Genomic DNA, 13,803 nt, shown 5'->3' on the forward strand with positions numbered 1-13,803 from the left:
TAATGTGCTCAAATCGACATTTTATTCCGCGTTCTTGACGAAAGTAAATATTCTCCGCCTCCAGTTGCTCTTTCATTGCCTTGATCTCAGAAAGAGCCTCCCGAAGCTCAATCGTCCGCTCCTCTACGCCCCGTTCCAACTCGTTGTGAGAATTTTGTAAAGCCTCTCCCAGAAGTTTCTGTTCGGTGATATCGCTCATCACGAAGCGGCATACGGACTCTCCCTCAACGTCCTGCGCCAACACCGCCTCCACCCCCACCCAGAAGGGGGCAGCTTCTTTTTTCAGCATCCGTATCTCGAACACCTGCGGCGTTACCTTTTCGAAAAGCAGTTTGAGGTGCCGGGAATAGATGTCCCGGTCTTCGGGGAGGATAACATGGGTCAACGGCTGCTTGACCAAAGCACTTCTTGTCACACCCAGCATGGTTGCGGCAGTGAGATTGGCCTCCAGAACCAGCCCTTTCTCGCTGAGGGTGCAATAACCCACAGGCGCCAGATCGTACAGATCAAAATAGCGTGCCCGCGACACATCAAGCTCTGCCTGTGCCCTGAGAAGCTCCTCATTCTGCATCTCCAGCTCAATCTGATGCACCTGCAGTTCCTGGAGGAGCCGTGGCGCCTCATCCTCGGAAGTATAAGGAGCCTCTTTCCGGACCTTCCCCCTCTTCGCCTCTTTCAGGCGCTCCTCTGCCCGGTGGCGCAGGTCGTCTGTCTTCGTCCGGCTATTATTATTCCTTTTCATGGGGACTCGTAAATGATCCGTACTATGGGACCAAACCGTGATAGCCGCGATGGGGCCACTTGACGGCAGAATTCTACACAGCAGGGTTCAAAAAGAGTCTTGGACCGTGTGATCAACGCCGGGGAATACTAAGCTTGGAGTGACTCCTTCTGCGGTCCATACCGTGCATGCACCATCATCACCACAAACCAACGCTGAATCTTAAAAAAAACTTGCCAATTGGAACACGGTTGATGAGATTTAGTATTAGCTTATTCAACGGAAAGCGCTGTTTTAGTCTAGCATCTCCCTGACTTTCCGGGACAGCGTTTCAACCCGAAAGGGTTTTTGGAGGAACCCGTTGCACCCGCGGTCGAGAATCTCCTGCGCCTCGCCTTCGATGCTGAAGCCGCTGGAAAGAAGAACCTTGATCCCGGGATTGATTGCCCGGAGACGATCAAATGTTTCTCCTCCCGATATTCCCGGCATGATCATGTCCAGTATTACCAAGTCGATCGCGTCTCCCTTTTCCATGTACACGGCAACAGCCTCCTGACCACTCCCAGCTAAATAAATCCGATACCCAAGGGACTCCAGCAATTCTTTGGTAATCTCACTAACCACCTTTTCATCATCGACCAGCAGGATCGTTTCCCTGCCGCTTATGATATTTTCCTCTCCCTTTTTCTCCTGCACTACTTCCTTGTTCGAGGCAGGCAAATAGATGATAAAGGTCGTCCCATGTCCGGGTTCACTATCCACATGGATCATACCCCTGTGACCCTTAATAATGCCATAAACCGTCGCCAATCCCAATCCCGTCCCTCTACCCATTGTCTTCGTCGTGAAGAAAGGATCAAAGACTCGCTCCTTTGTCTTTTCATCCATCCCCGTACCGGTGTCGGTGACCGTTATTTTCACATATTCCCCCGGTTTGACGGCATATGGAAATGCCTGTTCATCATCCAGATAAACATTCTCGGTTTCCAGGCAGATCTCTCCGCCCGCCGGCATGGCCTGACAGGCGTTCAAATACAGATTTATGAACACCCGCGACATCTGTCCCCGATCCACCTCCACGGTCCAGAGATTCTTCCCGTATTTTCGATGGATGGAAATCTCCCTTTTGGTTCTCCCGAACATGGTGGAGGTCTTTTTTATGATGACGTTCATATCAGTGGGCATGACCTCATATCTTCCCCCGCGGGCAAACCCCAACAACTGTTTGGTTAAATCCGCCGCACTTTGCACCTGCTCCTCAATCTGGATGAGCCTCTCATAATGGAGATGTGATGGATCAAGATCCAGCAGCATCAGGGAGACATACCCCTGAATTCCCATCAGTATGTTGTTGAAGTCATGCGCGATACCGCCGGCCAACGTCCCGATGGCCTCCATCTTATCCGCCTGTTGCAGGCGCTCTTGTAGAATTTGCTTTTCCTGCTCGGCACGTTTGCTATCGGTGATGTTGCTCAGCACGACGCGGCAGACCGGTGCACCGTCTTCGGCCTGCACGGAGATGCTCTCAAGCCGCACCCAGAATATCACTCCGCCCGGTTTGACCAAACGCAGTACGCATTCCTGGGGCTCACTCGATTCAAAAAGCAGCTTGAGGTGCCGGTAATAGATGTCCCTGTCTTCGGGGAGGATAACATGGGTCAACGGCTGCTCGACCAAAGCACTTCTTGTCACACCCAGCATGGTTGCGGCAGTGAGATTGGCCTCCAGAACCATCCCTTTCTCGCTGAGAGTGCAATAACCCACAGGGGCCAGATCATACAGGTCAAAATAGCGTGCCCGCGACGCATCAAGCTCTGCCTGTGCCCTGAGAAGCTCCTCATTCTGCATCTCCAGCTCGATCTGATGCACCTGCAGTTCCTGGAGGAGCCGCAGCGCCCCATCCTCGGAAGTATGCGGAGCCTCTTTCCGGACCTTCCCCCTCTTCGCCTCTTTCAGGCGCTCCTCTGCCCGGTGGCGCAGGTCGTCTGTCTTCGTCCGGCTGCTATTTTTCCTTTTCATGGCAACTCGGCCCATTTTCTCCGGATCCGTCAATGCCTGCAGCCTTCGACGTCCGGCCACGGTTTCTGTCTTCGTGGAACCGCCCTCCTACCCGCTTCAGTTCCGCATTCTGTTCCCCGATCTGTTTTTCAAGAGCAGCCTGTGTTTTTCGAAGCTCCGCCTCCAGTTTCTTGGAAACGGTGATGTCCGTAAAGGTGATCACGACACCGTCAATACGGTTTTCCAGGGTGCGGTAGGGCATGATTCGAACGAGGAACCAGCGTCCGTTGCTTGCGGCGAGCGTCTTCTCAATGGGAACGAGTGTCTGCAGCACCTCTTGCGCATCCTCCGTCAGGCCGGAATAGACCATGTCCGAGGCGATGTCGGTGATGGGGCGCCCCGCGTCACCAGGGATCAGTTTGATGATCTGGGATGTCCGTCTGCTGAAGCGCCGCACGTTCAATGCGTCATCCAGAAACAGGGTGGCTATTTCCGTACTGTCGAACAGGTTCTTCATGTCGTTGGCGGCCCTCGACAGTTCGTCCACCTTGGCCTGCATCTCGTTGTTGACCGTCTGCAACTCCTCGTTCATGGACTGCATCTCTTCCTTGGAAGTGGTGAGTTCCTCATTGGTGCTCTGCAACTCTTCATTGGTGCTCTGCAGTTCCTCGTAGGAAGACTTCAACTCCTCCTGGGACGTCTGCATTTCTTCGCGGGTGGTCTGAAGGTCATGCCGGGTCTGCTCCAGTTCCCTCTCCAACTCCACCAAGCGGGCGCTGCGGACGGACGTCCTCGGGCGTTTGCCCGGCACCGCCTTTACGATAGGCACGGGTACGTCTGTAAAGACAACCATGACCATCCCCTGCAGGGCACCTGGCTCGGTGATGGGTTGCAGCGTAACATCCACCATCTGCACCCCACCATTGTTTTCCACCTGCACACCTGTCAAGGTAACGGTGTCCCGTAGCCGCAGCACCTTCTGGAAGGCGGCCGTCAACTCATAGCGCAGCCCTTCCCGGGCCATGGCGAAGATATTCCAGTTGGCCTTGCCGGCCGCCGGCTCCAGGTACTTCCCCGTCCGCCCGCTGATGTAGAGAATGTCGCCCTTGTCGCTCGTCAATGCGGCTGCCGGCGTGTATTTGGAGAGCAGCATTCGATCGGCCAGTACCTGGAGGTTGGGGATGGGTTTCTGCGTCGCGAGCGGTTCGGGTGCATTCGGAACGGCAGAGAAAAAGGAGGAGGGAAACTCGACCGGCCCGGCCCCTATGGTGGAATCGATCTTCCGGTAGATGCGTGCCTTGTTGTCGAGTGGGGTGAAAAGGTCGATGAACGTGCCGATGGTCTCCGCGCTTCCGAGAAACAGAACGCCGCCCGGGTTCAGGCTGTAGTGGAAGAGCGGCAGGAGTTTCTTCTGTAGTTCCGGGGCCAGATAGATGAGCAGGTTCCGGCAGATCAAGATGTCCAGCTTGGTGAAGGGCGGGTCCATGATGACGTTCTGGGGAGCGAAGACCACCGTCTCGCGGATCTCCTTTCCCACGCGGTAGCCTCGCTCCTCCTTCAGAAAGAATCGGCGCAGGCGCTCCGGAGAGAGATCCGCCGCGATGTTGGCCGGATAGGCGGCCGTGCGCGCCTTGTCAATGGCGTCCTTGTCCAGGTCGGTGGCAAAGACCTGGAGCGAAAAGCTCCAGGCTGCCTCCACCTGTTTTATAGACTCCCTGAAAGCAATGGCCAGAGAATAGGCTTCCTCCCCTGTGGAGCATCCGGGAACCCAGGCCCGGATCAGTCCGCCGCCCGGGCGGGCGGCCAGAAGCTCTGGAAGAAATTTTCTTATCAGTTGCTCCCAGGCCGCCGGATCACGAAAGAAGCTGGTCACTCCGATCAGAAGCTCCTTGAACAGAAGCTCCGTCTCGTGGGGGTTCTCTCTCAGGAAACGGACATAGGTCGTGATCCGGTCAATCTGGTGCAAACCCATGCGTCGCTCGATCCGGCGGTAAACGGTGCTTTTCTTGTACAGGGAGAAGTCGTGGCCCGTCTGCGTCCTGAGCAGGATGAAGACCTTCTCCAAGGCGCTCTGGGCCTTTTCCTCCAGAGGCCGGTCCGTCCGGGATATGAAGGGGGCGTGCTTGAGATACGCAATGATCCTGCCGGGTAGTTCTGCAACCGGGGCAACAATGTCGGCAAGCCCGGCTTCAATAGCACTGCTGGGCATACCGTCAAACTTGGCCGAGGCCGGATCCTGAACAAAGACCCCTCCGGCTTTTTCCTTCATGGCCCGGAGGCCCAGCGTGCCGTCAGAACCCATACCCGAAAGGATGACACCGATGCATCTGTCTTGAAGTTCATCTGCCAGAGATCGAAAGAAGAAATCAATGGGCAGGCGCAGACCCCGTGGCGCCGACGGATCAAGAAGGTGCAGGACCCCGTGAAGGATGGACAGATCCCGGTTAGGGGGGATCACATAGACATGGTCCGGCTGGACCCTCATTCTATCCCTGATCTGTACCACCGGCAGAGGGGTGGAGCGCTGGAGCAGTTCCACCATAATCCCCTTATGCGTTGGGTCCAGGTGCTGGACGATGACAAACGCCATGCCGCTTTTCTCCGGCACGTTTCCCAGGAACAGTTCCAGTGCCTCCAGTCCACCCGCGGAGGCACCAATGCCTACGATGGGAAAGGGATGATCGGGGACATGAGGGTCATTTGCTTGGGGGGACGGCATTGGCATCGGGATGGCACTGCCGGTTTTGGTTTTTCTGTGGACGGGTTTGCTCTGCTTTTTCAATGTGAAACGCCTCCTGTGATCCATGTCGCAGTTCGTGCGATCAGCAGCAGCAAGCTGATCCACGATGGCGGTAACCTACCCTCGAATCATATACCGCATCTTGAGTAATGTTTCTAATACCTTGAAGGTGCGCAAAATCTGGATCCGTTTTTGGGCAGGTCAGGGGTCTCCCAATCTGTACATCTATTCCGGGGGAAAGTCATTCCACCTGAACAGTCTTCTTGAGGATCTGCGATGACTTGAATGTAATCACCTTCCGACCCGCGATCATTAAGACTTCTCCCGTCTGCGGGTTCCTCCCTCGACGGGGCTTCTTTATTCTCACAGACCATATTCCAAACCCGGAGATCATCACCTCCCTACCCTGCTCCAGTTGTTCCTTGATGACCTCCAGGGTGCTCACCAGAACCCTTTCCGCTTCTTTCTGGGTCATGTCCATCTGGTCCCGGATCTCGTCGATGATCTCTTTCTTCGTCACGGCCACCCCCAAAACACGCAAAATCCCTGTTAAGAAAATATATTTAAGAAATTAGTTACTTGTCTTAAATGTACCCCTTTACAATATTCCAAGCATCCGGCCTTCCATTCTCCCGATGGGATCTTTCGCTGAAAAGCCCTCCGACTCAAGGCTGGCCCGAAGCTCCTTCCGGAAGAGTGTAACGCGGAACTGTGCGGCGCGGCCCTTTGCGTCCGCACCAGTGAACGGTTCGGCCGCTTCGGCATCGGCTTGCTGCCCGCGTAAGTGCATTTCAGGGGCCAGAATCTGCCGACTCGCTCAACATCTGGTTCACGGATTGGTAGCGCTCTTCCACCTCTTGGCGGTCCTCGTCTTCCGGCAACCCGCCGCGTGACCCTCGGACGATCATCTTGGCGTGCCGTAAGAGCGCGACGCGGTCCTCTGGCCGATGTGCGAATCCCGCAACAACGGCAATGGTTTCCAGTAGACGGATGGTCACCGCAGCGCTGGAACGGCCATATTGCCGGATCTGGTTGAACGCCGCGTCCGTGAGGGCCGAGAACGTAACGACAGGTGTAATGACCCGTAGTTGATCCTGAGAGTCATGGCGAAAAGGCGACGGCATGTCTCGCTGAAGCAAACGACACAGTGCAGCCCCCAAGTGGTCCACACACGTCACCGCCGTGAACGGATCATTCACCCCGGGGGAGAGGGCTCGTACTGCGATTTCGACGAGTTGGTTGACCACGAACTCAATGTCCTGACCGGATGTTCGCTGGTTACCCATGGCAAACGCGGAATTGATCCGGTCCGCAATTTGATCGGTAATCCGGGTTTCTGGCCATGCCAGCGCCAGCGGGCTGCCGGCGACGACATAGTGTCCGGGTCCTCGCTCCAGCCGAATAATGACATCCTCTTGCATGGCCAACGCCATCAAGGCGTCTCCGTCGATGAACTGGATATAGCCATTTTCGGCCGCGCCAACTGGACGAGCCTCCCGGCCGAACGCGTCGAGGAAGCCTGTGTCGGGTGGTCCCGTCGGAATCCGTGGCGCTCCCCGTCCGATGTGTTCCGGGAATAGGCGGTTGATCCCCTCGATCAACTCGGTTCCGACCCGCGCCACGATCTCGTTGGCCTGGATGGAAACGGACATGTGATGGATGAAGTAGATCAACACCCCCACACTCACGACCGCAAGCAGCACACCGAGGGTGACCGACAGGTGAGGGATGAAGACGACCTCATCAGCGCGGCGGATGGTGCGCAGGACGAGCAAGCAATACAGGAAGGCAGCGACGAACGTGCCGAGTACCACTTGGGTCGTGGTGTCGCGCATGAAATTGCGAAGCAGACGGGGCCCGAGCTGTGACGAGGCAAGCGACAGGGCGACCAAGGTCATCGAGAAGACTACCCCGGCTATGGTGATCATTGATCCGGCGATGGCCCCCAGCAAGGAACTGGCCCCTTCCGCTCCACCGGTAAAATTCAAACCCCAGTTAATCGTAAACCAGTCTGTCACCCGCTCATCCAAGGCGACGCTTGCGAAGGCCAGCACTACCGCCCCAGCGGCCATGACTGCCGGGAGAAACCAGAAACTGGAACGAACGCGGTCCCATGTTTTGAAAATCTGTACTCTCATGAGAGCGGTACCTCAGTCATTCGCACGTCCTCCGCAGCTGAACAATTAGCAGGCTGTTGAAAATCTGGTTTACGGGTCTTTGATCGATCTTCGGATCGATTTTACAAGGCTGAAGTGCTCTTTGGACAGGAGCCGCGCTTCTTTCGCTTGCTCGATGATCTTCTGGAGAAATTTCGCGGCCAGATCCGTCCCGATCAGTCTCTCCTGGTTCTGGGAAAAGGTCGAGTGATCCCAGATCCGCTCTTCCAGAGACACCCCCAGAAGCAAGCGGTACAGGATGTTGTAGCCAAGCTGCTCGACCAACAAGCGGTTGCTCCGAATCGAAAACAGGATCTGCAGAAGCAACGATTTTAAAAGAACTTCCGGCGGCACGGAAGGACGCCCCGTGTGGGAATACATCTGGTCAAACTCGCTTGATAGGGATGATAGCGCTTTGTCTGCCATCAACCGGATCGGACACAGAGGATGTTCAGACGGAACGAAAGAGTCCGGAGACACATACAGAAAAAGTGCATCGCTTCTATCTTCCAGACCGCGCATAATTATCTCCTTTAATATCAATAGATTATGCGCAGAACATTACCAAAAAGCGGATAAAATGACCATGGCCTATGTCAATAAACAGTTTTTCAACAGCCTGCTAGGGCATACTCTCATCGGACATAGAAGGGTGAGGATTCCTGCTTGAAAGGGAGGCTCCTTGCAGAAGAAGGGCCTTCTTGATTTGCTTCTGCTCATACATCAATTTGTCCGCAGAGGCCATGAGTTCGTCAATAGAACAAGGATTATCCGGATTGTAATATGAGCATCCCACACTGATAGAAAGCCTGTATCTCCGGTTTTCCTGATTGTTTCGTGTGTCAATCAGAGACTTCAACCGGGCAGTAAAGATCTCGGAAAATTCCTTGTTTATATCAACGGCAAGGGCGGCATATTCATCTCCTCCCAGACGAGCAAGGATGTCGGATGCTCTGAAGGTCACTTTGAACACGTCTGCTGCTTCGATGAGCGCTTTATCTCCTTCCTCATGACCCAACGTATCGTTGATCCATTTCAACCCGTCCAGATCGGCAAAAAAGAGAAGCATTCCACTTTTATTCCTTTCTGCCAATTTTAGCTGCTGCCCGGCAAGAGATAAAAACCCCCTTCGGTTATTCAGGCCTGTGAGCTGGTCGGTGTTCGAAAGGGCAAGGATTTCCGCCTCCATCCTCTTGCGGTCCCCAATGTCCCGGGCCACCGCCTGAAAGCCCACGACATGTCCATCTACCATTAACAACTTCGTCTTTTGTCCAAGCCAGACCTCATGACCCTCTTTCGTGAGAATGGGATATTCTAAAAATGTTTCCTGAATCCCCTTTACGAACTGACGACCAAAGAATTTCATGGTTTCGTCACGCATGTCCGGACGAATAAATGTCAAGTATTTCTTTCCAATAACCTCCGCTTCTTCGTATCCCGTAATACGGAGTGTCACCGGATTCACAAAGGTGAAGACTCCGGTGATGTCTGCTCTGAAGATGATGTCACTCGCATTTTCCACCAAGGTCCGATACTCTTCCTCTCTCTTCTGCAGCGTTTTTTCTATCCGCTTTTGCTCGGTGATGTCGCGGATGCTCTCGATTACGCCTACAATATTGCCGGACTGATCGTGCAGGGGCGAGGCCTTGGCAAAAACCCATGCGCCCTTATTGTTGTGGAGGGCTTCACAGAACGCTTCCGCCATGAGGGAGTCACCTTCGCGGGTGATGCTGGGATATCTGGCAGCAATTTCCTTGTGGTTCAGAAATACTAAGTCCATCAACTGCGGTCGTGCCTGACCATAAAACGGGATAGAATAGGCATGGTCACCTTTGCCGATCATCTCCGCGGCTGGAATGCCAGTCATTTCCTCGATAGCCTTGTTCCAGAGAATAACGCGCTTTTCATTATCTATGGCCAGGGTAGCGTCCGGCAGAAATTCAATAATGTCGGCCAGTCGACTCTGATTCTCCCGCAACGCCTCATCCACCCGCCTGCTTTCAGTGACGTCTCGAAGAACCCCCACGGCATGCCAGGCACCCTTCATCTGTATTGCTGAAAGCGAGAGCTGCACCGAGATTTCCTCCCCATCTTTTCGGATGGCCTCCAGATCGAGTGTTTTACCCACTGCGGCTCCTTGTCCTTTCTGTTGAAACAGTGGGAAGGCGGCATGGTAGGCCTCGTGATAATGCAGGGGCGCGATCAGCGAGTGCAGTTCTTGACCAATGGCTTCGGTGCTCGTATAGTCGAAAATACGCTCAGCGGCAGGGTTCCAATAAGATATCCGACCTTCAGGATCCATCATTAGAATAGCGTCTTGGGCGGCGTCGGCAATGGCTTGCATGACGGATTCGCTCTCGCCGAGGGCAGCTGCCGCTTCGTATTTCTCCCGATAGAATTGCGTGCGTTGCTTCCGCCACACGAAGCCAATGAATGTGGTGACGCTAATAAGGAGGGCAACGACGAAAAGAATCGTCAGATAGAGTCTTTCCTTCAGCGATCCGTAAACCTCGGAAAGATCCATGCGGGCGACAAGAAACCAGGGTGAATCGGGGATGGCGCGGATGGCGGCGATCACCGGTACCCCACGGTAGTCTTTGCCTTCCACGATTCCTTCCTGGCCAAGAATCGCTTTGGTCGCCGGCAAATCCTCTTTCTCTAATGATAATCGAATGTTTAGAGCGGCGTTCTTCTGAAACCGGAGATCGTTTAGAAATACCGCCCCATTCCCTTCCCGGCGGACAAGCAGGGTTTCGGCTGTCTGGCTGACTGTCGGCCAGGAACGGATAAAGGGATAGAGATATGTTTCGGGATCCATTCGCAGGACGAGGGTTCCCTGTGTCGGGCTGCCCCTTTTCTCACCGAGGATTGGAACCATGATTGTCAGGTAGATTCTTTGATTCAGTTCGTCCCGGTAGAATTCCATGAAGTGTATTTGTTCTGAATGCATCACGATGGCTGCTCGCTTCAAAATACTGGACGCGACCGGCTCCTTTGAATCAGGAAGGGACATCCGCAGGGTTCCCCGGACATCGAACAGCAGGAGGCGCTCATAGGAATAGCCGAGTTGTACTTTGCCCAGCCAGATCCAGAGTTGCCGCTGCGCCACATGGTCATTGGGATTATTGAATGATCGGCTGACCAAAGAGGAGAAAACCTCGTTTCCAAAAAAAATGGAGGCATTCCCCAAGCGCTCCTTTCGCCAATGCGCAAGTTCAACGACCTTCAGATGCGCTATCGAGGAAAGTTGATGCTCCACGCCAGCACGATATTGGTCTTCATAATTCCGGTAAGAGATGTAGCCAGCAGCTCCGATCCCCGCCGCGAGGAGGACAAAAGCAATGCCAAGAAGGTGGATCGCGCGATTGTCTTTGTTATCAAGACTTTCCATGAGATGCGATCCGCCTATGGGTTGACCCTCACAGATGACACGGTTTTCGATATGAACTGCATCTTAACACAAATAATCTGCTAGAATCATTGCAGATGATATCTCTTTTCCCCGAATAATCTAAGGCACGCATCAACTGCATCTGCGTCATAAAGGGTTCCCCTATTACTTTCGATCTCTTCCAGTGCTGCATTTAATCCTAGTGCGGAACGATACGGCCGATGAGAGGCCATGGACTCCACCACGTCTGCCACGGCCATAATGCGGGCCTCCATGAGAATCTCATCCCTTTTCAGTTTCCTTGGATAGCCCGAACCATCCATCCGCTCATGGTGCTGGTATACGATCTCCGCCAGGGGCCACGGGGATTCCACATCCTTGAGCATCTCATACCCTTTCTCGGGGTGAACTTTGATCAAAGAAAACTCAAGGTTGCTCAACTTGGTGGGCTTGGACAATATCTCCGATGGAATGGATAGTTTTCCGATGTCATGAATCAACCCTGCCATTCGGATGCCCTCGATTCTTTCCTGGGGGACTTCCATCTCGGTGGCGATGGCCCGAGCAAGGTCTGCAGATCTGCTTTGGTGACCCGCCGTATAGGGATCTCTCGCCTCTACAGCAGAAACCATGACTTGAATGATGGTGCTTAACGCCTTCCTGAGACTTTCGAGGGTTACCTTCAGGCTTTCTTCAGCTTTTCTTCGACCTGTAATATCACGAACAGAAGAGAGGACGATTTTTTGACCCATGCGCTGAATCACATTGGTGTTGATCTCAACAGGTATGAGACGCCCCCCTTTACTGATTAGTTCCATCTCATCCGGGCCGGTGGACTTGCCTTGCATATTGACCTGGAGCAACTGGACGGCTTTTTTCAGATCATTTTCAGACAGGAGCTTCAATTCGATGAAGTTCTTTCCAATCAGCTCTTCTCGCTGGTAGCCGGTGATTTCTTCGCACTTGCGGTTTCCGTAAAGGAAGGTGGCTTCCAGATCGCTCATGTAAATGCCATCCGGAGCATTCTCCAGGTAGCTCCTTAACAATTCCTCGCTCTCCCGCAACGCTTCTTCCACCCGCTTGCGGTCCGTAATGTCATGGCTCAATGAGATTATGCCCACGGGATTCCTTGCCTCGTCCCGCATAAATGACAGGTGGTTCTCCATCAAAACAATAGAACCGTCCTTTCTGTATTGCTCCAATTCCAAGATACGGCTTCGGTCAGGATCTGCCGTACCACTGGCTTCCAACTTCATCTCTTCTTCAAAGATCTTGGCTACCATCTGCAGTGATTCAGGCGACATGACCTGTTCAATGGTCTGCGCCACGGCCTCTTCAGCCGTGTATCCGCGCATGCGGATAATGGAAGGACTGACATAAGTAAAACGCAAATTCAGGTCCATAACCGTTATGACGTCTGCCATATTATCTACCAGCCAACGAAACTTCTCTTCACTTTCCCTAAGCGTCTGCTCTGCTCGCTTGCGCTCGGTAATATCACGAATGTTGCATTGTACCAATTTTGCCCTATCTACAAGATATATCTCCGTATTGATGAGTTGCCCGGACTTGGTTTCTACGTTTATATTACGGTAATTAATAATGCCGATCTGATTCAACTCTTGCATTGTCGTTTGGAAATCATTCCTATCGAGCACAACACCAATGTCTTGAAGTTTGTTCCCGATGCTCTCTTTTTCGGTATAGCCCAACAACTTCTCGGTCGCCGGATTCGCATGCACGATCTTCCCTTCGCGTTTTTCGAGAAGCACGATCCCATCGTTTGCCGTCTCAAAAAGACGCCTGTACTGCTCCTCGGAGTCTGTTAACAGACTTTCCAGTTGCTTGCGCTCGGTGATGTCCTCGATGGCAAGGAGGATCATCTTTGTGCCTATGTCTTTCCGATATATTTGGCGCGCATTGAGCAGCATGATTTTATGACCGATGTCCTCGAAATTATGGGAAACCTCGAAGTCGTCAAACGTTTCTTTTTCCGGAAGGATTTCTTCAAGCAACTCGCGAAACTTGGGGATGTCCCATTGTTTATTTCCAAGGTCATAGATGAAACTTCCGATCGTCTCACCGGGGGTTACTTTAAAGGTTCTGTAAAAGTGGCGGTTCGCCGAGACTATCTTCAGATCCGCATCCAAAACCAAAAGGGGCTCTCGCACAGTTTCCACAATACCTTCGGCATAGCGATGGGCCTCCTCAGCCACAAGCTCCGACGATATGCTCCCAGTTATTGATTTATTCAGCGCGGTATTTTGCGAACGCAATTCAGACGGTTCGTGAACGAGATGCTCTCTCGTCTTTTCATCATGTTTCATAGCGTCACCAATCGGAAGGGATGTTTTATACAAAATAACCCGCTCTCAGAAAGGACTTTCATCCGTCTGAGTACCAGTATCTTGAAAATGTTATAGCAAATGGTTGGCCAATAACAGGAGGTAAAGCAGCTATTAAGATTCATCCCTTTGTGTCATTGGATCAGATTCGCAGAAGGGAACAGCAGAAAAGCATGAAATGATTCGGTTGGCCTCAATATACCGTGGAGCCTCAACATACTGAGGGATATTTTAAAGGGACGTGTACAGGCTAATCTTGTTCTTTTGTCCCCGACCGGACGATCCCGAACTTATGCATCCTCCATCGCAGGGTGCTCGGGTTGAGGCCAAGGATGGCAGCGGCACCGTCTTTTCCCTCGATCCGCCATCGGGTTTCGGAAAGGATTTTCAGAATTTGGTTTCGCTCCGTCTCTTCCAGGGTTCTTACAGCGGATGAAAGTTGGGGAGATGAA

The 13,803-nt window shown here is 53.1% G+C and carries 9 protein-coding genes; all 9 read right to left on the minus strand.

From position 1 onward, the window contains the following. Positions 1-742 (minus strand): PAS domain-containing protein (locus HPY65_19055; GenBank protein NPU86578.1); only part of this gene is annotated, 742 nt, incomplete at its 3' end. Between the two features lie 273 nt (positions 743-1,015). Beyond that, positions 1,016-2,740, minus strand: a complete 1,725-nt coding sequence (locus HPY65_19060; GenBank protein ID NPU86579.1) for a response regulator — start codon at positions 2,738-2,740, stop codon at positions 1,016-1,018. After that, positions 2,724-5,444 (minus strand): PAS domain-containing protein, encoded by a 2,721-nt coding sequence (locus HPY65_19065; GenBank protein NPU86580.1) that lies wholly within the window; start codon positions 5,442-5,444, stop codon positions 2,724-2,726. Before HPY65_19065 ends, HPY65_19060 begins: the two co-directional genes overlap by 17 nt. 256 nt (positions 5,445-5,700) lie before the next feature. Further along, positions 5,701-5,985 (minus strand): integration host factor subunit alpha, encoded by a 285-nt coding sequence (locus HPY65_19070; GenBank protein NPU86581.1) that lies wholly within the window; start codon positions 5,983-5,985, stop codon positions 5,701-5,703. Positions 5,986-6,250: 265 nt separating this feature from the next. Next, complete coding sequence (locus tag HPY65_19075) at positions 6,251-7,597, minus strand: DUF2254 domain-containing protein (GenBank protein NPU86582.1); 1,347 nt, start codon at positions 7,595-7,597, stop codon at positions 6,251-6,253. Positions 7,598-7,666: 69 nt separating this feature from the next. Further along, positions 7,667-8,137, minus strand: coding sequence for a transposase (locus HPY65_19080; GenBank protein NPU86583.1), 471 nt, complete (start codon positions 8,135-8,137; stop codon positions 7,667-7,669). 100 nt (positions 8,138-8,237) lie between these two features. Further along, positions 8,238-11,006, minus strand: coding sequence for a PAS domain S-box protein (locus HPY65_19085; protein NPU86584.1), 2,769 nt, complete (start codon positions 11,004-11,006; stop codon positions 8,238-8,240). Between the two features lie 86 nt (positions 11,007-11,092). Then, positions 11,093-13,333: a PAS domain S-box protein gene (locus HPY65_19090; protein ID NPU86585.1), complete on the minus strand. Its 2,241-nt coding sequence runs from the start codon at positions 13,331-13,333 to the stop codon at positions 11,093-11,095. 268 nt (positions 13,334-13,601) lie between these two features. After that, on the minus strand, positions 13,602-13,803 hold a 202-nt coding region (locus HPY65_19095; protein NPU86586.1), incomplete at its 5' end, for a hypothetical protein.

The organism is Syntrophaceae bacterium (genome assembly GCA_013177825.1).
GTDB lineage: Bacteria > Desulfobacterota > Syntrophia > Syntrophales > PHBD01 > PHBD01.